Here is a 24,479-nt window from a genome sequence, read left to right on the forward strand (position 1 = left end):
GCGCAGTGGCGCGCAACTGTTTCGCGGAAGCTGCGCGGCATATCGGACGCGGTAGCGGAAGTGGTGCCGCGACCGTTGGATCCGGTGAAATCGATCAAGCTGAAGTTCGCGATTCTGATGCTCGGGTCGGCCGGGGTGGCATTCGGCTTCTTCCGGCTGCGGATCGGCTGGCTGCCGCCGAAGACGACGATCGCGGCGACGGTGATCGCGCTGATCACCTCGCAGATCCTCGCGCACGGCACCACTCGGCCGCTGCGCGAGATGACCGCGGCGGCCAAGCGGATGGCGCAGGGCGACTACACCCGCCGGGTGCGGGCCAGCTCCCGCGACGAGGTCGGCCAACTGGCAGTGGCGTTCAATCAGATGGCCGCCGATCTGGCAGCCGCCGACCAACAGCGGCGCGACCTGATCGCCAATGTCTCCCACGAACTGCGCACCCCGATCACCGCGCTGAATGCGGTACTGGAGAACATGGTCGACGGCGTATCCGAACCCGACGACAAAACCCTGCGCACCGCACTCGCCCAAACCGAACGGCTCGGCCGACTCGTCTCCGAACTGCTCGACCTGTCCACCATCGAATCCGGCGCTCGCGCCCTCGACCGCGAAGAACTCAGCGTCACACCGCTGTTGGCCGAGGTCATCGCCGAGGCCGAGGTGGCCGCCGCGGCGCTCGGGCGCGGCGTGCGTTTCCGCACCGATGTGCAACCAAGCAGCGCAAGCGTTTTCGCAGACCGTGCACGTTTGCATCAGGTGCTGCTCAACCTGCTCGACAACGCCGCCCGCCACGGACCCGCGGGCGGGGAAGTCCGCATCGAGGCCCGCGCCGACCGCGGTGGTCTCGTCATCGACGTTCAAGACCAAGGCCCCGGCATCCCGATCGCCGAGCGCGCCACCATCTTCGACCGCTTCACCCGCGGCGGGCGCACCGACGGCGGCGGTACCGGTCTGGGCCTGGCCATCTCCCGCTGGATAGTCGATCTACACGGCGGCACCATAGCCGTCGCCGATCCGGGCTCCCGCATCCGCGTGGTACTTCCGGCCCCTTGACGCCCAACGTTCCGCAACCCGGACCTCGGAGGTTCCGGGACGATCTCGCACACCCATAGGAGGGATACCAATGCCAGACCGATCCGATCCATCGCAACCCGAATCACCTGCGTCACCCGCAGCGATATCGGAGCCGAAGGCACGAGCCGAATCGGCAGCCGACGCACCGAACGCGGCCGACCCTTCGGCCGAAACGGGGACACCGTCCGAGCCCGACACCCTGTCCATATCCGAATCCGTGGGTGATGCGCCGACCTCGGTCGAGTCCGGGGGTGATTCGGTTCCGGAGGCTGTCGAGGCGTCGGCTGCGTCATCCGCTGAACGGGCGTCGGACGCATCGGATTCGACGAGCGTGGGTGTGGTGCAGACGGAATCGGGCGAACCTACTGGCACGTCGACGGCGGATCGGGGAGTGCCGTCGAGTGGTACGGCGGACACGTCATCAGGAACGGCGTCGAGTGCGCCGCCGACCGCGCCGAGCGTGTGGGCGAGCCCGTCGAGTGTGCCGATGAGCCCCCCGTCGAGTGCGCCGCCACCCATCATGATGCCGCCGGTTCCGCCGCCGAGCTCCGCGTTGCCCGCGCCACGACCCTGGCCTGTACAAGCGCCGAGATGGCGGCGCGTCGCCTGCCCGCCAGGCGTATTGCCCGCAGCGGGCATCGCAGGTCTCGCGGGCGCGGTATTCATACCGTTGGGCCGCCCCGGAATCGGTTGGGTACTCGCCGGTTCGGTGGCAGCGGCCGCGGTATTCACGGTGGACCGCCGCGCTCGTCGTACGGCAGAAGCGGCCGTCTCGGCACAGCATTCGGCCGCGTCCGAGGAGACGAGGCGTGATCCAGGACGCCTGGTTCCCGAGATACCCGGTGGTCGGACGTTACTCGAAGATGTCAGTGCCCCGTCCGATCTATCTGACGTGAACAGCGGCGGTTCGGTGGGGGTCGATGCAGCATCGATACCGAACTCGCCGGAATCGCCCACCTCGAAAGCGACTGAGCCCGAATCGGGGAGCTCGGATCCGGTCGGTACCGGCGGCCTGACGACTGTGGAAGACGGTGGTACCGAAACTGATCCGGCTGGATCGGGATTCGGTGTCCGCGCTGTGAATTGGGGGCGGGTGTGGTGGACGACCCTGGCGTTGGCGCTGCTTGCGGTCGGGGCGGTGCGGGCGGCCGGGTGGCTGTTCGCGCTGTGTGTCGTCGGGGCTGGGGTGGCCGGGTCGTTGGCTGTTGTCGGGCGGCGTTCGGTGTATGGCGCGTGGTACGACGTGATCGCGGTGCCGATCGAGTCGATCGGGGGCATTCCGTGGGTGTATTCGGCGTTCGGGCGGATCGGTGACGGTCCGGCGCGCCGGTCGTGGCGAGCCGGGATGTCGGTTGCGGTGACGCTCGCGTTATTGGCGGTTTTCGTGCCGTTGCTGGGCGGCGCCGATGCGACATTCGCGAAACTGCTCGACGCGGTGACGCCGGAGATCGACGCGCCATCGGTTGTGCAGTGGATCGTGCTGTTCGCGGTACCCGGTCTGGGAAGCGTCGGTGCCATGTATCTGCTTGCCGGTCCGCGAGCCGCGGCGACGGGTGCTTCGTCCGCCGGAGGCCTGCGACGGTTGGAGTGGGCACTGCCGGTGGGCGCGTTGACCATCCTGTTCGCGGTCTTCGTCGCCGCCCAGTTCGTCGCGCTGTTCGGCGGTGACGACTACGTGCAGCGCACCGCGAATCTGACCTACGCCGAATACGCGCGCAGCGGATTCTGGCAGCTTTCGATCGTCACCATCCTCACCCTCGCCGTAATCGCCGTCGTATTGCGTTGGGCCGCAAGGGAATCTGCCGCCGACCGGGCCTGGCTGCGGATCCTGCTGTGCGCGATCAGCGTGCTGACGCTGATCATCGTGGCCTCCGCCCTCGGCCGCATGTGGACCTACCAGCAGGCCTACGGGTTCACGGTCATGCGCCTGCTGGTCGAGGTATGCGAACTCTGGCTGGGGCTGGTGTACCTGTTGATGATCGCCGCCGTCCTTCGCTTGGACGGCACCTGGCTGCCGCGCGCCGCCATAGGCACCGCCATGTCGACACTGTTCGCACTGGCTGTGCTCAATCCGGAAGGCCTTGTCGCGGAACGGAATATCGACCGCTGGGAGCACGGCAAGAACCTCGACACCCTCTACCTCGGCAGGCTCTCACCCGATATCGTCCCCGCCGTCAAGCGGCTTCCCGAACCGCAGCGCAGCGAAGTGCTCTCCACGATCCGCCTCGATCTCGACGACGATACGTGGCAGGGGTGGAACCTGTCGCGCGCGAACGCCCGCTAGGTCGGGTGCATGGGCTCAGCGCCCGTTTCTGTCCTGATCCCGCGGATTCGTCGTGGGAATGGGCGCTGAGTTCGACGGTATCCGCTAGCGGGGCGCGAGCAGCCCGGGTGCGTCCATCGTGTCGACCAGCCAGCGCCCATCGGGCTGCTTCGCCAGGTTGATCACGATGGACAGCTGCGAAATCTGGGGTTCCGGGGTGGCGATATTGCGCACCGCGCGACCGACCGAAGCCACCACCGAAGCCCTGCCGGGATCCAATGTTTCCAGCCCGCAACGCGTTCCTGTCGAGGAACTGTGCACTTGCGCCTGAGTCATCGCCTCGCGCATCGGGGCTTCGACCTCGGTGATCTGCCGCAGCCAGGCACCGGTCGAACCATTTCGGGCGGCATCGCGAATGCTCCGGCCTACGTCAACGGCTACGACTGCAACCCGTAAGCGATCACACGCCGACCGGTTCAATCAGCGCGATCAGCGGCAAAAGAGGGCGTTCGGTTGCCGCAGTTCACCGCCGTGTCGGCCACGTACGATAAGTGGAGATCACCGGTAGGCGAGATCACCAGCACCGTCGAATCAGCATGAAGTGTGACGTGATCATCGAGGCCGTGCAGCAGTCGGCCGAACTCGACACCCGCGAGCAGGCCCGCGAGGCCCTAACGGCGGTGTTGTCCACGTGCGCGCGATCCCTACCGGCACCGGTCCGCCCTCTGCACGGTCAGCGGCTGTCTGGCCTGCTGGAGGAGGAGTCGATGCAGCCCTTCGGCGCGCCCCACCCGTTCGACGGCAGCCATGTGATCGCCGATCAGTTGCCAACCCTCGCAGGGGCGATGAGGACACGCGGCGTCGCCATCCCTGTTTCCTCGCCATAGCCATCCTGAACCTGCTCGTCGAAGACAAGTTGAGTAGCCGCGACCTTGAAACGGTGCTGACAGTCCGCGAGTCGGCGGTCCATATGGGGTTCGTGGACGCTAGCGCGAACGAACGAGCAATAGGTCGTCTTGTCAAAATCATCGATTGGGTGCTCGATGTCCGAACTCACCTGGGCCAGGAGGCAGCGATCACCCGAGTTCGTCTGCCGGGCAGCGGCTTTCGACATCATGGACTCCTCCTGGATGTGTCTGTCACCCGGTCATAGGGTGAGGGCGGCAGATCCCCCGGGGAAACGGTGAGGATGCCCAGTTCACCGAACTTCGGTATCGGAAGGGGGTTTTCGCGGTTGTGGGGCTATAACGCTGATGACCGTGCGCACGACGCGTGCTGGTTGGTAGTCGGCCGTAGGTCCGGCACGAGGCTTGTGTGCACGGAGGACGAAATCTATGGGTACATCGGATCGCGATGCTGTCCAACCCGACAGCATGTCATCCGATCTCGACCCCATCGACGTCACGATCCCTAGCACAGAAGGTCTATCCGATTGCCCAGCTGATTGCGCCGCACGCGAGATCCCCACGCTGACAACAGAAGACGCTAAGTCGGAATCGTCATCGAAACCACCTCACCTCCCACCCCGTCGCGCAGGCCATGGACGCGCTAGATCGGGCGCAGGCCGACCGTGAACTTTCGAGCTGGCCGTCGAGCACCGCGGAAGCGGACCGATATGGGAGGAGCTTGTCGCGGTGCTGTCCGGATATGCGTGGCAAGTTCTCGAGCCATGGATCCACCGCTGCAACGGCACTCGGTTCGGTAGTGTGTTGGGGGCGGTGTTGGATGTTGTTGCGGTGGAGTTGGATTCGCTGTTTGTGAGGATCGGTGGCCGTTCGCGCGGTCGAAGCCGCGGGGCCGGGCGCGGGGGTAGGTGGCCGGGTTGGATCGGAAAGGTCCAAGTGTCATGTCCCGGCGTGTCCCTCTTGGCCACGCCCGCATATTTCCCGGCTACCCAATCGCACGACAACCCATCGGGCGCGACTGCCTCGCACTCGATGGGTTGCCCGCCAGTACCGGCGTCATCAGCCACGTTCACCAGCATTCGATGCCGGGGAGCGACGGAAAACGAGCCTTATGCGGCCGTTCCGCGCGCGGAGTGAGCGCGCGGCTTGGCGCGCGACTGACCATGCGCCGCGCTGCCGTTGCGACGACCGCTGCCTTGGCGCGGTCCGCCACTGCCCCTGCGCGCTCCGCCACTGCTACGGTACGGTCCGCTGCTGCGGCGGTCGTCTTCACGTGCGGCCCGCTCGCTGTAGGAGGGCGCGACGAATGGGGCAATCGTGCCGACGAGCTCGGCCACCACGGGCGAATCGGCGGTGACCCGTTGCGGAGTCACAGTGATCTTGGCCTTGCGCATGAGGTCGGCCAGGTCGCGTCGTTCGCCGGGCAGCACCAGGGTGATCACTTCACCGGAGTTGCCAGCCCGCGCGGTACGGCCCGAACGGTGCAGGTACGCCTTGTGTTCGGCGGGCGGATCGACGTGCACGACCAGCTCGACACCGTCGACGTGCACGCCGCGCGCGGCCACATCGGTCGCCACCAGCACCAGGGCATCACCGGCGGCGAAGACCGCGAGGTTGCGGTCGCGGGCGCCCTGCGAGAGGTTGCCGTGCAGATCGACGGCCGGAATTCCGGCGAGGGTCAGCTGCTTGGCAAGTTTGCGAGCCTGATGTTTGGTGCGCATGAACAGGATTCGCCGACCCGAGCCGGAGGCGAGCCGGTGTACGACCTCGCGCTTGGCTTCGACGCTCGCGGTTTCGAAAACGTGATGGGTCATGGCGGCGACCGGGGAGTTCGCCTCATCGACGGAATGCAGCTTGGCATCCGGCAGGAAGCGGCTGACCAGCTTGTTGACGCCGTTATCCAGGGTGGCCGAGAACAGCAGGCGCTGACCGTCATTCGGGGTGGCCGCGAGAATGCGGGTCACGCCTGGCAGGAACCCGAGGTCGGCCATGTGGTCGGCCTCGTCGATCACGGTGACCTCGACGGCATCCAGGGAGATCAGACGTTGGTTCATCAGATCCTCGAGACGGCCGGGGCAGGCGACCACAATGTCGACACCGGCGCGCAGCGCCCGGACCTGCCGGTTCTGCGGGACTCCGCCGAAAATCGTGGTGACGGTCATGCGATAGGCCGCGGCGAGGGGTTCCAGCGCGGCCGTGATCTGGGTGGCCAATTCCCGAGTCGGCGCCAGTACCAGGCCCGTCGGGCGGCTCGGTGCGCGCCTACCGGCGAGACCACCGCCGAGACGGTTGACCATCGGGATGGCGAAGGCGAGCGTCTTGCCGCTGCCGGTCCGGCCACGGCCCAGCACGTCGCGTCCGGCCAGCGAATCGGGCAGGGTGTCGGTCTGGATCGGAAAAGGTTCGGTGATCCCGGCGCGAGTCAACGCCTTCACCAGCGGTGCGCTCACGCCGAGCGCGGCAAAAGAGAGGTCAGCAGAACTCATAGGTGTTGCGGTGCCTTTCGGACATCAGGTGGTGCCCGAGCCGTCTGTGGACCTTCCGGGTCCGCGCCGGGGCACGAAATGGCGAGATTGCCAATGGGCAAAATCGATCGCCGTAAGAAGAGCGGATGCGGCAAGCGCTGGTTGCGAAGCGAATGCGATCTACGACGCTTGGCGCGACATGTCACGCACTTGATCAACAATAGCCTGTGATGGGCGGTTCGTACTCATCGGGTGAGGTTTCTCGCCTCTGGCCAAGGCTGGGCCGTCAGGCTCGTGTTCAAATCCGAGTGTCGACCATAGGGTTCACGGAACCGGCAGCGGCATCACGGCGGAGTGTTGCCCCAGAGACGAGGAGCATCCGTTGACGAAAGATGGCGGTCCGGTCCGATCCGTACGGGCCGATGCTCCGGTGTTACCGATTCTGCGGATCGCGTCTCCGGTTCCGGTCGTTCGAGCTGCCGCGCCCACATGAACCACGAATCGGGACTCCACCTCATTGTGCCCATGCAGTTTAGCCACTCCGGATTACTCAAAGTCTGTGCGACGGCTGGCACAGCCAGCGGACCGTGCCGAATGCCGATGGCTATTTCGTCCTCGCCGCTGGCGGCCGGTTTTGCCCACACTGGTATCGCGCTACGGCCAATTGCGCATCCACATTCCCCAGCACCTCAACAGATCCGATACCCACTGCTGCCCAGCTTGCACCTCCGGATCATCCGGTCGACGCCCATCTCATGAAGCGCCTCGCGTTCTTCAGGGTCCATATAGTCACGGACGCCCTTGCGGCTGCGGCAGATCCGTGGGCGATGTGACTGACCGCTGCTTCGCTCAGGGGTCTCGTCTGAGACGCTGACCACGCGGGTGTCGCACTCTGACCTGGACAGGACAGACTCAGCAGGACTGCCCAGTACGGAAAACAGCACTCTATTCGGTATCCGCGGAGCCCCGATCTACCACATCCGCTGGCTCGTCGTCTCCGAACACGCACGCAGCCGCGGTGTCGGCCGTGCATTGATAGCGGAGGCACAGCACAGATTCGTCCGAGCCCCCGCCACCATCGAGGTAGTCACCTTCGGCCTCGGTCATCCCGCCGCCACACCCGCACGCGCGTTCTGTGAAAGCCTCGGCTTCATCCCGGCCGAAATCGGCGCCCCGGGCCCGGAAGGCGGCCCACGCCAGACCTTCCGGCGAACGGTCCCCATGTCGCCGGGGCTCGCCGAGTAGCGCGGGTGCGCCGAAGTACTGAAGGTTTCGGGCCTAGGTGAGAGCGCGGTGGACGGCGTCGGCGGGGTCGGTGGCGAGTTGTGCTGCGGGGATGAGATTTCCGTTGGCGTCCTGGACTTGCCAACCGCCGAGCGAGATGACGGGGATGGTGCCGCGGTGGCGGGCGAAAGCGAGCTCGGAGAGGGTGCCCCAGGAACCGCCGATCACGATGACGGCCTCAGCGGAGTGAATGAGGATCGCGTTTCGGGCCTCGCCCATACCGGTGTACAAGACGGCGGACAGACCGCGACAGGCAGCAGACCGGTCGGTATCGGGACGAACGCCGATGACGAGACCGCCCACGCCGGAGGCCCCCTCGGCGACCGCCGCCATAACGCCGCTACCGCCGCCGCACAGAACAGTGGCACCGGCGGCCGCGAGCAGTCGCCCCACCTCCGCGGCCCATTCGGCCTCGATGGTTGTGCAATCACGCGGTCCGCACACCGCGACCTGTAGGGGTATGTCGCGAGCCATGGAATCGACGATAGTTGGCGGAATCTCGCTCAGCCGAATGCTCTCGGCGGGTCGTCCCGGCCTACCCCACCGCACGGTCCAACCCTGCACGTCCCGGCAGCCCGGCTCAACCCAGTGCGCTTTCCTTCTGCGCCCCACTGGTCGGGCGAGTCTTCTACACACCCCAGCGCCGTCCCGCCTCGGACGCCGCGGCAGGTCGGCTCAGTCCTGGAGGCCCTGCAGGTCAGTCCAATTCGGCATGCCTGTGGCTCGGCCCAGCGCGTACGCTGCGCAGCGTGGTCCCGGCCCCGTGCGTGCACGCGCGGACCGAGGACGGCCAGGCTGGCGGGGCAGGTATCACCGTCCACGAGCACGCCGACGAGAAGGCTCAGCGCCATCTGCGTCCGTGCAGTTCGGGCCTGCTCTCGTTCGCACTGCAGGTGAGGTTCCGTGGTCCGCGACGAGCGGTCGGTATTTTCCGCCTTGCGGAAGGCCCTCAATTCGGATATCCGGCCCTCAGCGCGCCCGATCGGACTGCCTACGCGCGCTTGGCGAGCAACGTGTCGAGCTGTGTCGCGAATTCCTCGGTGGCGCTTCGGTATCCGACGTGGTCGCCCGCGAATTCCACGACGTCGAGTCCGAGCCGCTGGCCGAGCACCGCATTGGGCAGCGCCGGGAAGGTTTCCTTCGAATCGTGTCCGACGACGAGGACGAGCTTCTCGGCGGCAGCCTGCAGGGCATCGAAATCCGGTGTGTATCTGACGTACTGGCGCATCTCGTGTTCCATCCAGAACAGCATGTTCTGCTGGATGCGCGCACTGATCGCGGCGGCTTCGGGCGTGGGTTCTTGGGTATCGGGCCGTTGCCGGCGCAGCCCGACCCCTTCGGCGAATTGGGATATGGCGGCGACGAAGCCGTCGGACTTGCTGGTCCGGTAGACGTCGTCCAAAAAGGTGAGCCATTTGTCGGCATCGGGCAGTACGGTCGCCAGCGGCGGTTCGTGCGCGATGAGCGTGTGCACGAGTTCCGGTCGCGTCGTGAGCAATTCGAGCGCGACGATGGCGCCGGAGCTGCTGCCGAGCACGGCGGCGGGCTGGTCTCCGAGGTGAGTGAGCAGCGCGGCGGCATCGGCGCCGTCCAGCTGGACGTTGTGGTCCTGGCCTGGGCTGCGCGAGAAGCCGCGCCGATCGTAGGAAACCACCGTATAGCGATCCGCCAATCGCTCGGCGATCTGGTCGAAACTGCCCGCGTCGCCATTGCCGCCAGGGATGAGCAGCAGTAGCGGACCGGTGCCGCGGATCTCGTAATACAGCGTCGCACCGGGCACGGCGAGTGTGTGGTTGGTGGGGACGTCCATGGGAAAGGCTCCTGGTAGATACGACAGTTGCCGCAACGCTTCCCGGATGACGGGCAGTGCCGCGATGGGCGGGTCCGCATCGACCCAGCGGTCGATGGCGACCTGCAGTGCCGTCACGATCGCGCCCGCCATGATTCGCGGGAACATATCGGTGTGCAGGTCGCGGCCGGTGCGTGCGGCGATGGCCGTCGCGATGGCCTCCTGGATGACGGCCTGCGCCTTGAGATATTCACCCTGCAGCGCGGGTTCGGTGGTGATCAGCCGGACGCCGCGCGTCCATGCCGGATCGGGCAGTTCGTCATCGCGGAACTCGGCGAGTACCGCGTGGATTACCGCGGGCCACAGCGCTTCGGCCGCCGGACGATCGTGCAGTCGGTCCGCGATCCGCCGCGCCCGGTCGACCGCGACCGAGCAAACGGCCTCGTACTTACTGGCGAAGTAGTTGTTGAACGTACGTGGCGAAACACCTGCCGCCGCAGCGATGTCCTCGACCAGCACTGCGTCGAGCCCATGCTCGACCGCCAGCCGCAGCGCCGCGAATCCGAGCGCCTCCCGAGTCGCGAGCTTCTTGCGTTCCCGCAACCCGAGTACGAATGCCACGCCCTTCACGATACGCAAACTTGCGTGTCCCGCAAGATTGCGCGATCAGAAAGTTTTGCGCCACAAAGGGATCGCAATCTCCGCAACCACCGTCATCCGAGACCGGAAGTGCCGCCACCTGTCTCGGCAAAGTGCTCGCGAAACATCTACCGACTCCGTCCATGCGCTGCACGAATCAGTCGGTTCTCGGGAGTCGGTAGATCACGTCATGCACTCCAGTGAAGTCCTCGCACATCCAGTGAGTACCTGTCGGAGGCTCATGGCTTATGCGGGGTGCTCAACTGAATATTTGACAGCGCCGCTGTCCTGAGTTCGGCGTGAATGCGCCGCGGCCGTCGGCCGGTCCGTCGACTCGGGAGGGTGCGAGTTGGCGACCGGCGGCCCTCGCCGCGTTGGTCCGAGGTCTAACCTGACTTGCGCGGCAACGAAATCCGCCCCACACCCCACGCGACTACCACGGCGGCCAGGAACGACAGCAGTGACGCGCTCATCCACGCCTGCTTGGTGAAGTGCAGCTTCTCCTGCACGTCGACCCAGAAGTCGGTCCACACTCCGGCCTCGCCCGGGTTGATCAGCTGGTAGACCGAAAGCCCCACCAGCCAAGCGAAAACCATGCCCCACCGTGACGGTGCGTTCGCCGAGGTGTCCCACTGGTCGCGCGCGCGCAGGAAGAAGTCCGCGACGAGCACGCCCAGCAGCGGCACGAAGACCGACCCGATCAGGCCCAGGAAGCCGAAGTAGTTCGCCATGTTCAGCCGCAGCGCGAGCAGCGTGATCAGCACGCCGAGGCCGATCGAGAGCACCCGGCGGTCGACCCGCGGGGCGAGATTCTGGATCGAGACGGCCGTGGAGTACACATTCGCGAAGGACTGGTCGACCTCACGGAATACGAAGATGAAGAAGAACACCGCTCCGAGGGTGACCGTCAGGAACGGCGAGTACACCCCGCCGTCGCCGGATGCGAGCGCCAGCGCGAACAGTCCGAGCACATACGCGATGATCTGGGTGATCGCATACGCGCCACTGGCCGCGCCGAATGCCGCGCCGGTGCTGCGGGAGTGCCGGGTGTAGTCGGCCGCCACCGGCACCCACGAGATCGAAACCGCGAGCGCCGCATCGGTGGCGACCCAGAACAGATTCCAATCCACGCCGAACGGTCCGCCGCCCTCGGGGCCCGGGTTGGTGGTGAGATCCGGCAGACCCGCGCGGACGAACTGGATGTAGAACCAGACCAACGCGATCACCACGCCGACGGTCACGAACCGCCGCAGCATCCGCACCGAACCCAGCGGCCAGATCGTCAGCACCGTTGTCAGCACACCCGCGGCGACCACGTAAACCCAGTGCGGCCCACCGTCGAACAACTCTTCGGCCGCATCGCCGATGACGATCAATTCGAAGGTGCCCCAACCGATCAGCTGGGCGATATTGAGCAGCGTCGGCAGGTAGCTGAGCTTCGCGCCGAACAGTCCGCGCAGCAACATCATCGCGGGCTTACCGGTCTTGGCTCCGGGCACCGCGGCCAGGCCGAGCATGAGCCCGCCGACCACCGTGCCGATGATCATCGCGAGAATGCCCGCAGCGATGGAGATCTGTGCGCCGCCATCGGAATTCGGCGCGAGCACCGTGTACGCGCCGGAGAATGCGAACAGGCTGACCCCGAGGTTCGCCCAGAACGCGCTCTGGTCCCAGAACGAAAGGACCTTCGGCGCAGGCTGGTCCAGGGTCAACGGTGCTTCGCGCCGCTCGGATCGATCAAGGGTGGATGCAGACATCCCGGTACCGCTCTCCCTACGCCGGCATTACCCGGACAGGTTCATGCGGTCGGCGAAACGTGGGGTCCGCCCTCTCAGCCCGGCCGTGCCCGAGCTCCCGCGCTGGGGTTGTTCGGGCGAAATGCTACACCTGTGCATCGGCGCGCCGGGCCTTGCCTTCGGACATTCCAGACAGGTTCTACGGAGACGGCCCGAAAATCGCAGTCACCGCCCATACTGTCCGGGTATCGATGTGGTTATCGCTCGGTTATCTGCCGCTCATCGTCCGCCTCTACCTGGAATGAGTACGCGCCCATGATGCTGATCGCCTTGCACGAGACCGTCCTTGCTCAACTCGGGAATCCGACGCCCGAGGCCCCGCCCAATTCGGAGAAGATCCTGCAGATGGTCCGCTACCTGACCTGGTTTGTTCTGCTGTCGGGTGTCTCCGGCATCACCTACGCGGGCGGCCGGTTCGCCTGGGAGAAGTGGAGCGGCGGCACCCTGGAATCCCCGAAGATGCTCGCCGGCGCGATGGTCGGCGGTGTCATCGCAACCAGTGCGGGCACCATCATGAATGCTGTCGTGGGGAGCTGAAATCCGTTGCGGGTGTTCGACTGACGGTGGCTCCGGCCGTGGCGGCGGCGCGCGCGAAGACGACCGCATCGCGAACCGCCGCACCGCCGGGATCATTGTTGAAGTAGACGTACACCTGCTCGCGATCCGACCACGTGTCGGCCAGCCGTCGCGCCCAACTGGTGAGCGCCGTGCGTCCGTAACGCGGTGCGGGTGCCGCACGTCCGGAATGCAGTCGCAGATAACCCCAGTCCGTCGTGCGCCACAGCGGCGCGACGGGACGGGACTGGACGTCGGCCCAGCACAGCGCCGCGCCGCATTCCGTCAGCACGGCACGAACTTCGGGAATCCACCAGGACTCGTGCCTGGGTTCGACCGCGATCCGGACGTCGGGCGGGAAACAGCGTAGGCAGGCGTCGAGCAGTGCCGGGTCGACCCGCAGCGTCGGCGGAAGTTGCAACAGCACCGGTCCCAGCTTGTCGCCCAGTGCGCGGGCGTGCTCCATCAAGCGTCCGACCGGCTCCTCGGGCTCGCGCAGCCGCTTGATGTGGGTGAGGAAGCGGCTTGCCTTGACCGCGAAACAGAAGTCCGGCGGTGTCCGGTCCCGCCATGCCGCGAAGGTCTCGCGGCTGGGCAGTCGATAGAAGGCATTGTTGCTCTCGACCGTCGCGAAGCCCGCGGCGTAGGTTTCGAGCCACGCACGCTGCGGCACGTTCGCCGGATACAGCACGTCACGCCAGTCCCGGTACTGCCAACCCGATGTGCCGACGAGTAGGGGCATACCTCCATCGAAGCACTTTCCGATGACCCCCATCTCAACTACGCTGTGTAGTAGATACGGTCAGGGAGGGCGCAATGAGCGAACAATCGGTGGTCGAACAGCGAATCAACCGGACGCGATGGAGCTTTCTGCAGTGGGCCGTCTTCGTGATCGGTGCGGTCCATATCGTGTGGGCGATCGCGGGGTGGATCGCTGAGCCCAGTTTCGAACTCGGCGAACACGCACCCGCGACACCGGTACTCGGCATGGACTACAACGGCTGGCACGCGGTAGCCGGGCTCCTGCTGTTCGGCCCCGCACTGATCGTCGCGACCCGCAAGTCGTGGTCGGCCTGGTACTGCGTGCTCGCCGGAGTGGGCGGGGGATTCGCGGTCGGGGTGTGGGCGCTGTTCTCGCACCACGTGCTGATCTTCAGCTTTCCTAGCCATATCACCGACGCGATCGAGCACATGGTGACCGGTGCGACGCTGCTGGCGATCGTCGCCGTACAGGTCGTCCGGGACGGCGGCCTGCGTCCGGTATTCGGCCTGTCTCAGTAGCACCCTTCGAGGGTGGCGGCGGCGACCACATCGATGACGTCGCTGACATCGTCGTGCGCGCGCATAGCGGTGCGTTGTCGCCGCGCGCCGTTCCCACGCGCAAGAACTGCTTTGACGGCATCGGCGACGAACTGCTGGTCACCCGACTGCTCGAGCGCGGGGGTGAGATAGTCCACGAGCCCGGCCAGCAGGGTGTGGGCCGGGAGGGCGCGGCCGCTGATCGTGTCGAGCCCGTCTCCGTCCAAGCCGGATCGGGCAGCCTTCCAATACGCGGCTCGCAAAACCTCCGCGGGCACCGGTGGCGGTGGCTGCCCATCGTGTATCGCTGTCTGTGCCATCACGACCGCGGCGCGAATCAGCGTGGCCAACAACGCCGTTTCCTCCACCGTCGCCGGTACATCACTGACGCGCACCTCGACGGTCGGGTACGAGACCGAGGGCCGCACATCCCAGTACACCATCGCCGTATCGAGAATGCTGCCGCTGGCGAACATCATCTGCACCATATCGTCGTAATCCGCGATCGAAGCGAAGAACGGTGGGGGACCGGCACTCGGCCACCGCCGCCACATAATGCTGCGCCAGCTGGCGTATCCGGTATCGGTGGCGCGGTAGACCGCGGAATTGGCCGTCAACGACAACAACACCGGTAACCAGGGCCGCAAATAATTCCCGACCCGCACCGCGATATCACGTGATGGCACCCCGACATGGACATGACAGCCGCACAAACCCTGCTCATGGGCGAGCAACCCGAAGTGGTGTTCGATGAGTCGATAGCGTGGGGTATCGGTGACCGGATACGCATCCGGCACGGTGGGCGGCACCGCCACCGCGAGCAGCCTGGCACCGTTCTTCTCCGCGCAACTCGCCACGCTGCGGCGCAGTCGGCGCAGGTCATCGAGTATTTCGGAGGTCCGGGTGTGCACCCCGGTATTGATCTCGACCTGACAGCGCGTCAACTCCAACTGCAGATCGATGCCGACGTCGGCGGCTGCCGACGCGACTTCGACATTCCGCGGACTCGGCGCACCCGTGATCGGATCCGCCAGGAGGAATTCCTCTTCGACGCCGACAGTGGGCAGGGCCGCGGCCATTACTGGAGTTTACTGCGCAAATCGCTGATCCGGACGGGTGCCGGAATCGTTTGAGTGCCCCCCGCCGGGGTAGGCCGACCGTAGTGAAGGATCGGCGAGAAAGGGGTCCGGTATGTCCGAGGAATTGCGCGGTGTGCGCGCATTGGTCATCACCGCGAATACCGGCGTCGAACACGACGAGCTGCTGATGCCGCTGGACTGGTTGCGCGGACACGGCGCCGTCGCCGTGCACGCGACCCCCGAACGCGGCGAGGTCCAGACTTTTCGACACGATGTCGACAAGGACGAGGTCGTGCAGCCGAATGCGGCGCTCAACGATCTCGAGGTCGACGATTTCGACCTGCTCGTCGTGCCGGGCGGAACTGTGAACGTGGACAAATTGCGTGTCTGCGATCGCGCCGTGGAAGTGGCACAACAGTTCGTGCGGGCAGGCAAGCCCGTCGCGGCGATCTGCCACGGCCCATGGCTGCTCGTGGAGGCCGACGTCGTCGCGGGCAAGACCCTGACGTCCTACCACTCGCTGCGTACCGATGTCGTCAATGCCGAAGGGCGCTGGATCGATCGGCCGGTGGTGCGTTCGGACGAGAACGGCTGGCCGCTGATCACCTCCCGCAGTCCCGGCGACCTCACCGAATTCACCGAGGCGATCGGCGCCGAGCTCACCGCGGCCCAGTCGGCCCAGGCCTTCGTCGGCGATGAAATCTTCTGACACCGGTGAGTTTTCCGGACACGGATCGTCCTGACTGATATGGACACAATCAACCTCGCCGACCGCTACGAGCTGCCGCCGATCGATTGGGACAGCATTCGCGAACGACTCGACGCGAGCCTCGAACAAGCCCCCGGCGCCGGCGGCCCTGATCGGCACACCTGCTGGCTGACCACGATCAATCCCGACGGCAGCCCGCACGTCACCGCCCTCGGCGCGCTCTGGGTGGACGGCGCCTTCTGGTTCACCACCGGCGCCCGAAGCCGCAAGGGCCGCAACCTGGCTCGCGATCCGCGCTGCTCGATGAGCGTGGCCACCCACGAATTCGATCTGGTCGTGGACGGTACCGCGACCAGGATCGCCGATCCCGCCGCCGTCGCCGATATCGCCCGGCGCTGGGCCGACGGCGGCTGGCCCTGTCGCGTCGACGACACCGGCGAGGCGCTCACCGCTGAATACAGCGCCCCCTCCGCGGGCCCGCCGCCTTGGCACGTGTACCGCCTGACCGCGCTCACCGCCACGGCGCTGTCCACCGTGGAACCCGGCGGCGCGACCCGCTGGCGGTTCTGAGTCGCCGCACGTCCATTACCCGTGAGGTAATCGTGTCGGGGCTGCGGGCTTCGTAGGATCGGCAGGGTGAGTACGCAGACAGCCGGTGACCTGTTGCGCCATTGGCGGCTCGAGCGCAGGCTCAGCCAGCTGGAATTGGCCGGTCGCGCCGAAACCTCCGCGCGGCATCTGAGCTTCATCGAAACGGGTCGCGCGAATCCGAGCCGCACCATGCTCGTGCACCTGTGCGAGCAGTTGGAGATTCCGTTGCGGGAACGCAATCGGCTGCTCCTCGCGGCCGGATTCGCACCCGCCTACGCCGAACCATCCCTCGATACACCGGCGATGGATGCGGTGCGCGGTGCGATGCGCCAAATCCTCGTGGGCCACGACCCCTATCCCGCGCTGGCCATCGACCAGAGCTGGAATATGATCGACGCCAATTCCGGTGTGGCACTGCTGTTGACGGGCATCGACCCGAAACTGCTCACCGCACCGGTCAATGCCCTGCGCCTGAGCCTGCACCCCGACGGTATGGCGAGCCGCATCGTCAATCTGGCCGAATGGCGCGGCCATATTTTCGAACGCCTGTCGCGCCAGATCGAAGTCACCGGTTCGCCCGAACTGATCGAGCTCCGCGATGAACTGTGCGAATATCCCGGCGGCACAGTCGATCTCACCCTCCCCGAACCGGACCAGGCCGTGGTACCGCTCCGCCTGCGCCACGAAGACCACGAGCTGTCCTTCATCAGCGTCACCACCGTCTTCGGTACGCCGATGAACGTGACCGTCGCCGAACTCGCCATCGAATCGTTCTTCCCGGCCGATGACGAGACGAAGAAGCGCCTCAACGCTGCATCGTGATGAGGGGCCGTGAGCGTGGGCAGGGGACCGAGGTGACGGACGCGGCGAAGCTCGCGGCACTGGTCGGCGTGACGGTGGAATCGATCACCGATCTGGGATCACAGCATTCGTGGACGTTGCATCGGGCAGTACTCGGCGACGGTCGCGAGGTCTTCGTAAAGGCCGCGCACGACCAGGCGTCGGTATTCGCGGCCGAGGCGGCGGGGCTGCGATGGCTCGCCGCGGGGGTGCCGGAGTTGGTGCCCGAGGTGCTGGCCGTCGATGACGGGATGCTGGTGCTGCCCTGGGTTTCGGCGGCTGCGCCGACCGCATCGACAGCAGAGCGTTTCGGGCGCGAACTTGCTGCGCTGCACGCGGATTCGCCGGGATCCTTCGGTGCGCCGTGGTCGGGTTGGATCGCCGATCTGCCGCTGGACAACACCCGGCTCGACGGTTCATGGGCGCGCTGGTACGCCGACTATCGCCTCGCGCCCTACCTACCGCGTGCAGCCCCCGTTCTCGGTCGCGACGGAATTCGCTTGCTGGAACGCGTGATCGAGAACATCGAGACCCTCGCGGGCCCACCCGAACCACCCAGCCGCATCCATGGCGATCTGTGGTCCGGCAATGTGCTGTGGACCGCCGACCGCGCGCTCGTCATCGACCCCGCCGCCCACGGTGGTCATCGCGAAACCGACCTCGCCATGCTCGCCCTCTTCGGCGCCCCGCATCTGGACCGAATCCGCGCCGCCTACCACGAAACCCACCTACTCGCCGACGGCTGGCGCACGCGCGTTCCCTTGCACCAGCTGCACCCACTCCTCGTGCACGTCGTCCTCTTCGGCAGCTCCTACCGATCCCAAACCCTCGCCGCCGCCTCAGCCGCCCTCGCCGCATCGCACCCGTAATACGGAGATCGAGCGCGATCTCGAGGCCGAGTATCTGCGCTGTAAGCGACCGCATGTCTTACTCGGGCCGCGACGCGCGTGACTCGTCCCAGGCGTGCTCGCCGTAATGCACGCCTGCGGGTCAGGCCGCGCACCGTACTGGTGACGTTGTGCGCTGAATGATCAACGATGCAGATGGCCGCGCCTTTGTGGCGCGGCTGCCCGGCGACACAATCCGGGCCCTGACCGTTGCACAGATTGCCGCAGTGGCGGTGCGCCTGAGCGCAGGGTCGAGTTCAGGTTCTTCGCCGAGGACGGTCCGCTCTGATCTGACGCTTCGGACTCAGCGGCGCAAGGCGCTCTCCTGTTGCATATGCGACAGTTTTTCGGGGTTGCGAACGGAGTAGATGCCGGTGATGAGGCCGTCGTCGATGCGCACCGCCATGACCGTATCGAGCTCGTCGTCGAGCCGTATGACCAGCGCCGGGTAACCGTTGACCTGGGCGGGTTGCAGCGACAAGGCCGCAGTGATTCTGCCAGGGAAGGCGGCCAGGAGGCGGGCCACCTTATCGGCTCCGGTGACGGGCCGAGGCAGGGCTTGTTTGATTCCGCCACCATCGCCCAGGAGCACGACATCGGGCGCGAGCATATCGAGCAGACCCTGTATGTCGCCGTTTTCGACCGCCCGCTGGAACGCCGCGAGCACGTCGCGGGTTTGGGCCGCCGAAACCGGCCCGCGCGGTCGGCGCGCGGCCACATGTGCCCGGGCACGGTGGGCGATCTGGCGGACCGCGGCCGGGGTTTTGTCGACCGCTTCGGCGATCTCGTCGTAGGGCAGATCGAACACCTCGCGCAGTACGAATACCGCGCGCTCGGTCGGGGCAAGTGTCTCGAGTACCAGCAGCATCGCCATGGAGACGTTCTCCGCGAGCTCGACATCCTCGGCGACGTCGGGGGTGGTCAGCAGTGGTTCGGGCAGCCAGGGGCCGATGTAGGATTCTTTGCGGCGTCCGAGCGTGCGCAGCCGGTCGAGCGACTGGCGGGTCGTGATCCGGACCAGATAGGCGCGGTGGTCCTGCACGGTGTCGAGGTCGACGCCTGCCCAGCGCAGCCAGGTTTCCTGGAGGACGTCTTCGGCGTCGGCGGCCGAGCCGAGCATTTCGTAGGCGACGGTGAAGAGCAGATTGCGGTGGGTGACAAAGACTTCGGTGGCAGGATCCGCGCTCACGACTGTGCCCCCGGCATCCGGAAGTGTGTGGCCACGGGTGGCTCCTGTCTGTTGGATCTCGACTGCGTCGCTCACCAGACGCCGGACCACCACATTCTGTGACACCGGGTGTTCGTGACGGGCCCCACCCCGGTTCAGCTCGTCTTCGCGATGACCTTCTCCGCGAACCGGGACAGGTGCGCGATCTTGGTGTCCAGCGACTCGGTATCCGGTTCGGTGGTGTACGGGTAGCGGAAGCCGACGATCACGTCGGTGACCCCCTTGTCCTCCAACCGCTTCACACCGTCCACGGTGAACCCGTCCAGCGAGATGACGTGGATCTCGAAATCCTTGCGGGTGCCGTATTCAGCGCGCAGGACATCGAGCTTGGCGAGCAGCCGGTCCAATTCGGCCGGATCGCCGCCTGCATGCATCCAGCCGTCGCCGCGCTGGGCCGCGCGGCGCAATGCCGGGCCACTGTGTCCGCCGATGAGGATCGGAATCGGCTCGGTCGGCACCGGGCTGATCTTGATGGGCGGCAGATCGTAGAACTCCCCGTGGTATTCGAAATAGCCGCCCGCGGTGAGCCCGCGCACGATATCGATGCACTCGTCCATGCGTGCGCCGCGGTGTTCGAACGGGACACCCATGATTTCGAAATCATCCGGCCAGGGACTGATGCCGACGCCGAACCCGAACCGGTTCCCGCTCAATGCGGCGATCGAGGCGGCCTGTTTGGCCACCAGCACCGGTGGGCGGATGGGCAGCTTCACCACGAAGGGTGTCAGCCGCAGCGTCGTCGTGGCCGCCGCGATGGCCGCCGATAGTACGAAGGCCTCGATGAACGGTTTGTCCTCCAGGAACTCCCGATTGCCGTCGGGAGTGTAGGGGTAGGTGGCGTCGGATTCCTTCGGATAGGCCACGCTGTCGGCGATTGTCATCGACGTGTACCTGGCTGCCTCCGCGGCCTGTGCCAGCGGCACATAGAAGGTCGGGTCCGTCATCGTCTCGGCATAGGTGAATCGCATCTCAATCGCCTTCCATACTTTCGGCGCTGTGCGCCCTGTTCGATGCGGCGGATAGTCCCGCCGCCTGTGCACCCGCGCGTCCGGTCGCCCGCTGTACCGCAGTACCGCCACCGAGGTAGAAATGCCCGGCCGCCAACGCCGAAGCACCGCCCGCCGCGCTCGTGCGCTCGAGTATCAGCACCCGCGCCCCCGCCTCGGCCGCGCTGATCGCCGCGCACGCTTCGGCGATACCGAATCCGACCACGATCACCTGCGCGGTTACATCCCACTCGACCGTTTCGGTAATGAGCTGGGGGAGTTCGGTTCCTACGCCCACGGGTTCGAAAACCCTTCCGGAATCAGATAATCGAACATCGCCCGCATATCCGGCGACAGCCGCATGAGCTCGACGGCGGAACCGAGTGCGCCGCCGTCGAGATAGGCGAACTCCATCCCGACGCCCTCGAACGCGCCGCGCGCGAGGATCTCGGCTCCGGTTGCCTTCGCCTCGGCCAGCGCCGCGTCATAGTCCTCGGGTACCCACGCGACGTGATGCAGTCCGGGCCCGACTCGGTCCAGATGTTCGGAATACAAACTGGTCCCGGATTTGGGCTCGATCAACTCCAACTGCTGCCCGCCCGCATACCCCAATGCCACCGTGATCGTGTAATCGGCGGGCGCGCCTCGCAATTCGCACGATTGCGGCCCGAAGTGCACGTCCGGGATGGTGAACCACTTCGCGACGCCGTATCGCGCGGTGAACTCGCGCTGGGCCGCCTCGATATCGCGAACCACCCAGCACAGCTGGAAGATCGGGCCCCGCGCGATGGTCATCGGATCACCTCGACTCTGCTGCACAAAGACTTGCTTCGTACCGCCCAATTAAACACTTACGCTTAATGTAGTCAACACTCTGGTTTAGTACAGTGCTGATATGGCCACCGAGGAACCGCGTGCCGCACTGCTCGACGCGGGCGAACGACTCATCGCCGAACGCGGCGTGGACGTCCCGCTCCGCGATATCGCCGCAGCCGCGGGCCAGCGCAACAACTCCGCGGTGCACTACTACTTCGACTCCCGCAGCGGTCTACTCGAGGCCATCGTCGACCGCCGAATGAACTGGCTCGAAGACCGCCGAATGGGACTGCTCGCCCAGCATGAGGCCGAGGGCACCGCACACGAGATCCGCACGCTGGTCGCGATGCTCGCCGCCCCCATCCTCGAACTCATCTACACGGCACAGGTCACCCACTACGGCCGCTTCCTCGAAGTCGTGCGTGCCCACCCCGTGATCGCCGACGCCCGCCGCCTCGCCGGTGCCGACCGTGCCGCCGTCCGCATCATCGCCACCCGCTTGGACGCGGCCCTGCCGGAACTTCCACCCCGTCGACGCCGCCAGCGCCTGGAAACCATGGCGACCGTCATGTTCGCACTGATCGCCGATTACGAACGTGCGCTGGAAGCAGGCGTGCGCACCCCGGTCCCCGGCAGCGACACCGCCGAGATCATCGACATGATCGTCGCGATGCTCACCGTGCCGGTGCGCCAAGCGACATCGGGGGGTTAGGTCAGGAGGTGATCGCGAGGTCGAGGCTAGCCAGCAGATCGATCACACGCTGCTGGATATCGTCGCGGATCGGCCGCACGTCGGCCACCGGTAGCCCGGCGGGGTCGTCCACGCCCCAATCTTCGTACCGGATGCCGGGCACCAGCGGGCACACATCGCCGCACCCCATGGTGATGATGACGTCGGCGGCCAGGATGATCTCGTCGGTCCAGGTCTTGGGGAATTCGTGGGAGATGTCGATGCCCACCTCGGCCATGGCCGCGACCGCTGCCGCGTTGAGCGCCCCGCTCGGCTCGGACCCACCGGACCAGGCCAATACCCGACCCTGTGCGTAGTGCTCGAAGAATCCCAGCGCCATCTGCGAACGTCCGGCATTGAATGTGCACAGGAACAGCACCACCGGGACCGCGTGCTCGACGCGGCCCTCCACCTTGGCCCGAGCGTGCAGCTGCTGCCGGGCGAAGCGCTCGGCCAGCAGCGGCAGGTACAGCTTCACCGGGGCGCGCGCCGTGATCTGCGAGTAGGAGTCGTGCAGGAAATGGTGAATCGTGTTGGCGTCGAACAAGATCGTGAACTCGCGATGCAGCCGCCGCTCGGCACGGGCCAGCGCCGTGCCGTGCACTATGTCGAGGAGTCGGTACGCCGGGGTGATCTCGGCGTATCCGGCCCCGTTCGTCCGCTCGGGCGTAGACACACTAGTGAGGGTGACACCGACGCCCCTGCGCGGCAACCAAACTGAGGATGAACCGTATAGAACCTGCAGGCCACAATGCGGCGTATCGCCGAAGAAACCCCTCGATACCGCGGGCGTCGCGAAAACCGTTAGCGCAGAGAACCTTCCGCCGGAACGGACCGGTCACTGCGTCACGATGGCGTGTTCGGGACAGGCGTCCACGGCGTCGGTCACGGCGTCCTGGTACTGGGAGGTGACTGTCGGGTCTCGGGTTTCGGCGTAGCCGTGGTCGGTGAGCTGAAAGACTGCCGGGCACAGCGCAACACATACGCCGTGCCCGCGGCAACGGTCGGCATCGACGGTGGCCTTCACCGGGGATCACCGGAAGTCCGGACAAGGCTATCGCGCATCACCGGTCCACCTCGGCGAAGGTGATGTGCAGTTCGCGTAATCCACGCAAGAGGAACGTCGGTTCATATCGATAGGCGCGGTGCTGCGCGGGGCCGTGGGCGCTGTCGTCGATATCGATGTCCTGGAGACGGTCGAGCATCCGGTCCAGGGTGACCTGTCCCTCGCTGTGCTGAGCGACTCCGGCGATCAGGCGCTGGAACGGATGCGTCAAGCCCTCACCGACGACGATCCACTGCGGGTGTTGTGGCTGATCAACACCGATACCGGCTACACCCGGCTCAGCACCGAGTGGATGGCGCTGGCCAACCACCGCAAAGTGATCGGCGCCGAGCTGAAGACCTACGCCGAACGGGTGCGCGACATCGAGACCGCGGCCGTCACCATGGTCCTGCGCTCACACGGCGTCGACCTGTCGGTGTATCCGCCGGTGGTGATGGCGATCCTGCTCACCGGAGCAGCGCGCATCATCTGCAACGAAGGAGCGGTGGGCATGGTGCAAGGCCACGACCAACTGCGCGAATTCGTCGAGGGGTTCATCGCTCGATTCGCCCTCACCTCCACACCCGCGTCGACCGGTTCGGACTAAGGGATCAGGTCCAGCACGGTGGTGGATTTCACCTGCATGATCGCGGTGTTGATCGCCACCGCAGACGCAAGGACAAGGCCGGCCATCGGATCGCGCAACGGCTTGTCGATCACCAGCGCGTAGGTTTCGGCCGACACGATCGCCCGTTCCAGCCCGGCTGTGGTTCTGATGATCCGGGCGACTTCCGTGTCGGTGTGATCGACGATTGTGAACCTTCGAGGTTGGAACAGCCGGTCCGCGTGGATGGTCCCGATCCGGGTGCTATCGGCAAGCAGCGCGAAACGCTTTTTGCCCATCCAGTTCTCCTGGACAATCCGACCGATCGGCTGTCCCGCGGGCCCGTCGACGATGACCTTCGACTTGAACACCTTTCGGGGTCGCGTCACCGTGAGCGCAGGATTGTCCAAGGCATCTCGCATCTCGAGCCGGTGGGTCAAGAAATTATTGAAGTCACCGAAAAAGCGAGTGGCCTTCTGCAGTCGACTCTGACCGATCTCCACTACGGACCCGAGCCGCTGGCCGTTCTCGTCCAGCACCGCGTACTCGGTGGACATCTCGATCAGCTTGGGCTTCTGATCGATAATTAGCACCGGCTCGGTGTAAAGCGTTCCACCACAATGTCGTTCGGCTCTGTTCGACTGTTCAGAAATTGGCATTGCTCTCCTCGTGACGCGGCCCGGGGAAGCCCGGCTATGAACAGGCTCCGCGACCGGCGGCGCCGCATCAAGCCACCCAAGGGTGCGGTCAGTGCCCCCCGCTGCCCCCTATGACCACGCAGATAGTCCGGTTCGGAGAAATCCTTCGGGGTGGGCGATGTCCACCCCATGGGTGGCTATCGGCAACCGCGCACGTGACCGAATCTATTTGTGCATGCCGACGAAATCTCACACGAAGG

The 24,479-nt window shown here is 65.9% G+C and carries 28 protein-coding genes, 1 pseudogene and 1 riboswitch; of the genes and pseudogenes, 13 read left to right on the top strand and 16 right to left on the bottom strand.

Features of this window, described 5'->3' with window-relative positions:
- The first annotated feature begins 117 nt into the window (after nt 1–117).
- The gene (locus ACZ60G_RS10280; RefSeq protein ID WP_373864788.1) at nt 118–1,050 is read left to right on the top strand and encodes a HAMP domain-containing sensor histidine kinase; all 933 of its coding nucleotides are present in this window, start codon (nt 118–120) and stop codon (nt 1,048–1,050) included.
- On the opposite strand, the gene ACZ60G_RS10285 is transcribed toward ACZ60G_RS10280, so the two are convergent.
- Nucleotides 982–1,803 carry a hypothetical protein gene (locus ACZ60G_RS10285; protein ID WP_465809026.1) on the bottom strand — a complete coding sequence of 274 codons (822 nt, stop codon included), beginning with the start codon at nt 1,801–1,803 and terminating at the stop codon, nt 982–984. The two genes, ACZ60G_RS10280 and ACZ60G_RS10285, sit on opposite strands and share 69 nt — an antisense overlap.
- Nucleotides 1,804–2,149: 346 nt before the next feature.
- Between ACZ60G_RS10285 and ACZ60G_RS10290 the strand changes: the two genes are divergently transcribed.
- Nucleotides 2,150–3,355 (top strand): DUF4153 domain-containing protein, encoded by a 1,206-nt coding sequence (locus ACZ60G_RS10290; RefSeq protein ID WP_465809028.1) that lies wholly within the window; start codon nt 2,150–2,152, stop codon nt 3,353–3,355.
- Nucleotides 3,356–3,439: 84 nt separating this feature from the next.
- Here ACZ60G_RS10290 and ACZ60G_RS10295 read toward each other — a convergent pair whose 3' ends face one another.
- Nucleotides 3,440–3,589 (bottom strand): hypothetical protein, encoded by a 150-nt coding sequence (locus ACZ60G_RS10295; protein ID WP_465809030.1) that lies wholly within the window; start codon nt 3,587–3,589, stop codon nt 3,440–3,442.
- 66 nt (nt 3,590–3,655) lie between these two features.
- Here ACZ60G_RS10295 and ACZ60G_RS10300 point away from each other — a divergent pair, with 66 nt between their 5' ends.
- Together ACZ60G_RS10300 and ACZ60G_RS10305 are read left to right on the top strand one after the other, a co-directional pair.
- The gene (locus ACZ60G_RS10300; RefSeq protein ID WP_465809032.1) at nt 3,656–3,790 is read left to right on the top strand and encodes a hypothetical protein; all 135 of its coding nucleotides are present in this window, start codon (nt 3,656–3,658) and stop codon (nt 3,788–3,790) included.
- 152 nt (nt 3,791–3,942) lie between these two features.
- Nucleotides 3,943–4,221 carry a hypothetical protein gene (locus tag ACZ60G_RS10305; protein WP_465809034.1) on the top strand — a complete coding sequence of 93 codons (279 nt, stop codon included), beginning with the start codon at nt 3,943–3,945 and terminating at the stop codon, nt 4,219–4,221.
- A gap of 1,127 nt (nt 4,222–5,348) precedes the next feature.
- Here the strand turns inward: ACZ60G_RS10305 and ACZ60G_RS10310 are convergent.
- Nucleotides 5,349–6,725: a DEAD/DEAH box helicase gene (locus tag ACZ60G_RS10310; protein WP_465809036.1), complete on the bottom strand. Its 1,377-nt coding sequence runs from the start codon at nt 6,723–6,725 to the stop codon at nt 5,349–5,351.
- 861 nt (nt 6,726–7,586) lie between these two features.
- On the opposite strand from ACZ60G_RS10310, the gene ACZ60G_RS10315 reads away from it, so the two are divergent.
- Nucleotides 7,587–7,949 carry a GNAT family N-acetyltransferase gene (locus ACZ60G_RS10315; RefSeq protein WP_465809038.1) on the top strand — a complete coding sequence of 121 codons (363 nt, stop codon included), beginning with the start codon at nt 7,587–7,589 and terminating at the stop codon, nt 7,947–7,949.
- A 33-nt stretch (nt 7,950–7,982) separates the two neighbouring features.
- Here the strand turns inward: ACZ60G_RS10315 and ACZ60G_RS10320 are convergent, their stop codons facing one another.
- From ACZ60G_RS10320 to ACZ60G_RS10330, 3 genes are all read right to left on the bottom strand, one after another.
- Nucleotides 7,983–8,462: an SLOG cluster 4 domain-containing protein gene (locus tag ACZ60G_RS10320; protein ID WP_465809040.1), complete on the bottom strand. Its 480-nt coding sequence runs from the start codon at nt 8,460–8,462 to the stop codon at nt 7,983–7,985.
- Nucleotides 8,463–8,979: 517 nt separating this feature from the next.
- Nucleotides 8,980–10,398: an alpha/beta fold hydrolase gene (locus tag ACZ60G_RS10325; protein WP_465809042.1), complete on the bottom strand. Its 1,419-nt coding sequence runs from the start codon at nt 10,396–10,398 to the stop codon at nt 8,980–8,982.
- Between the two features lie 404 nt (nt 10,399–10,802).
- Complete coding sequence (locus tag ACZ60G_RS10330) at nt 10,803–12,173, bottom strand: purine-cytosine permease family protein (RefSeq protein ID WP_465809044.1); 1,371 nt, start codon at nt 12,171–12,173, stop codon at nt 10,803–10,805.
- Nucleotides 12,168–12,284, bottom strand: a riboswitch (TPP riboswitch). Its footprint overlaps the gene before it by 6 nt.
- Before the next feature lie 183 nt (nt 12,285–12,467).
- Here ACZ60G_RS10330 and ACZ60G_RS10335 point away from each other — a divergent pair.
- Nucleotides 12,468–12,749 carry a hypothetical protein gene (locus tag ACZ60G_RS10335; RefSeq protein WP_357477329.1) on the top strand — a complete coding sequence of 94 codons (282 nt, stop codon included), beginning with the start codon at nt 12,468–12,470 and terminating at the stop codon, nt 12,747–12,749.
- Here ACZ60G_RS10335 and ACZ60G_RS10340 read toward each other — a convergent pair.
- Nucleotides 12,724–13,509: a DUF72 domain-containing protein gene (locus ACZ60G_RS10340; protein ID WP_465809046.1), complete on the bottom strand. Its 786-nt coding sequence runs from the start codon at nt 13,507–13,509 to the stop codon at nt 12,724–12,726. The genes ACZ60G_RS10335 and ACZ60G_RS10340 overlap by 26 nt on opposite strands.
- Before the next feature lie 74 nt (nt 13,510–13,583).
- Here ACZ60G_RS10340 and ACZ60G_RS10345 point away from each other — a divergent pair, with 74 nt between their 5' ends.
- Entirely contained in the window at nt 13,584–14,048 is a 465-nt protein-coding gene (locus ACZ60G_RS10345) for a DUF4383 domain-containing protein (RefSeq protein ID WP_465809048.1), read from the top strand.
- Here the strand turns inward: ACZ60G_RS10345 and ACZ60G_RS10350 are convergent.
- Nucleotides 14,042–15,145: a glutamate--cysteine ligase 2 gene (locus ACZ60G_RS10350; protein ID WP_465809050.1), complete on the bottom strand. Its 1,104-nt coding sequence runs from the start codon at nt 15,143–15,145 to the stop codon at nt 14,042–14,044. The two genes, ACZ60G_RS10345 and ACZ60G_RS10350, sit on opposite strands and share 7 nt — an antisense overlap.
- A 112-nt stretch (nt 15,146–15,257) precedes the next feature.
- On the opposite strand from ACZ60G_RS10350, the gene ACZ60G_RS10355 reads away from it, so the two are divergent.
- From ACZ60G_RS10355 to ACZ60G_RS10370, 4 genes are read left to right on the top strand one after another with little or no spacing between them, the layout of a single operon-like run.
- A complete protein-coding gene (locus tag ACZ60G_RS10355; RefSeq protein ID WP_465809052.1) occupies nt 15,258–15,854 on the top strand; it encodes a DJ-1/PfpI/YhbO family deglycase/protease in 597 nt (198 codons plus the stop codon).
- A gap of 39 nt (nt 15,855–15,893) precedes the next feature.
- Complete coding sequence (locus tag ACZ60G_RS10360; protein ID WP_465809054.1) at nt 15,894–16,424, top strand: pyridoxamine 5'-phosphate oxidase family protein; 531 nt, start codon at nt 15,894–15,896, stop codon at nt 16,422–16,424.
- A gap of 57 nt (nt 16,425–16,481) precedes the next feature.
- A complete protein-coding gene (locus ACZ60G_RS10365; protein ID WP_465809185.1) occupies nt 16,482–17,267 on the top strand; it encodes a helix-turn-helix domain-containing protein in 786 nt (261 codons plus the stop codon).
- Complete coding sequence (locus ACZ60G_RS10370) at nt 17,267–18,154, top strand: fructosamine kinase family protein (RefSeq protein WP_465809056.1); 888 nt, start codon at nt 17,267–17,269, stop codon at nt 18,152–18,154. Before ACZ60G_RS10365 ends, ACZ60G_RS10370 begins: the two co-directional genes overlap by 1 nt.
- Before the next feature lie 322 nt (nt 18,155–18,476).
- On the opposite strand, the gene ACZ60G_RS10375 is transcribed toward ACZ60G_RS10370, so the two are convergent.
- The 4 genes from ACZ60G_RS10375 to ACZ60G_RS10390 all read right to left on the bottom strand — a co-directional run bounded on the left by ACZ60G_RS10375 (nt 18,477) and on the right by ACZ60G_RS10390 (nt 21,181).
- Nucleotides 18,477–19,361 carry an RNA polymerase sigma-70 factor gene (locus tag ACZ60G_RS10375; protein WP_465809058.1) on the bottom strand — a complete coding sequence of 295 codons (885 nt, stop codon included), beginning with the start codon at nt 19,359–19,361 and terminating at the stop codon, nt 18,477–18,479.
- Nucleotides 19,362–19,495: 134 nt separating this feature from the next.
- Nucleotides 19,496–20,368 (bottom strand): TIGR03619 family F420-dependent LLM class oxidoreductase, encoded by an 873-nt coding sequence (locus tag ACZ60G_RS10380; protein ID WP_465809060.1) that lies wholly within the window; start codon nt 20,366–20,368, stop codon nt 19,496–19,498.
- 1 nt (nt 20,369) lies between these two features.
- A complete protein-coding gene (locus tag ACZ60G_RS10385; RefSeq protein WP_465809062.1) occupies nt 20,370–20,684 on the bottom strand; it encodes an FAD-binding protein in 315 nt (104 codons plus the stop codon).
- The gene (locus ACZ60G_RS10390) at nt 20,675–21,181 is read right to left on the bottom strand and encodes a VOC family protein (RefSeq protein WP_465809064.1); all 507 of its coding nucleotides are present in this window, start codon (nt 21,179–21,181) and stop codon (nt 20,675–20,677) included. The genes ACZ60G_RS10385 and ACZ60G_RS10390 overlap by 10 nt, the downstream gene beginning before the upstream one ends.
- 100 nt (nt 21,182–21,281) lie before the next feature.
- On the opposite strand from ACZ60G_RS10390, the gene ACZ60G_RS10395 reads away from it, so the two are divergent.
- A complete protein-coding gene (locus ACZ60G_RS10395; RefSeq protein WP_465809066.1) occupies nt 21,282–21,914 on the top strand; it encodes a TetR/AcrR family transcriptional regulator in 633 nt (210 codons plus the stop codon).
- 1 nt (nt 21,915) lies between these two features.
- On the opposite strand, the gene ACZ60G_RS10400 is transcribed toward ACZ60G_RS10395, so the two are convergent.
- From ACZ60G_RS10400 to ACZ60G_RS10410, 3 genes and pseudogenes are all read right to left on the bottom strand, one after another.
- On the bottom strand, nt 21,916–22,566 hold the full coding sequence (locus ACZ60G_RS10400) for an arsenate reductase/protein-tyrosine-phosphatase family protein (RefSeq protein WP_465809187.1): 651 nt from the start codon (nt 22,564–22,566) through the stop codon (nt 21,916–21,918).
- A gap of 204 nt (nt 22,567–22,770) precedes the next feature.
- The gene (locus tag ACZ60G_RS10405) at nt 22,771–22,959 is read right to left on the bottom strand and encodes a ferredoxin (protein ID WP_465809068.1); all 189 of its coding nucleotides are present in this window, start codon (nt 22,957–22,959) and stop codon (nt 22,771–22,773) included.
- Between the two features lie 37 nt (nt 22,960–22,996).
- Nucleotides 22,997–23,161 (bottom strand): annotated as a pseudogene (locus tag ACZ60G_RS10410) (cytochrome P450); the annotation flags it as partial.
- Between the two features lie 39 nt (nt 23,162–23,200).
- Here ACZ60G_RS10410 and ACZ60G_RS10415 point away from each other — a divergent pair.
- Nucleotides 23,201–23,584 (top strand): hypothetical protein, encoded by a 384-nt coding sequence (locus ACZ60G_RS10415; RefSeq protein WP_465809070.1) that lies wholly within the window; start codon nt 23,201–23,203, stop codon nt 23,582–23,584.
- Here the strand turns inward: ACZ60G_RS10415 and ACZ60G_RS10420 are convergent.
- Entirely contained in the window at nt 23,581–24,174 is a 594-nt protein-coding gene (locus ACZ60G_RS10420) for an LURP-one-related family protein (protein ID WP_465809072.1), read from the bottom strand. The genes ACZ60G_RS10415 and ACZ60G_RS10420 overlap by 4 nt on opposite strands.
- Nucleotides 24,175–24,479 lie beyond the last annotated feature (305 nt).

This window comes from Nocardia sp. NPDC102475 (assembly GCF_055584605.1).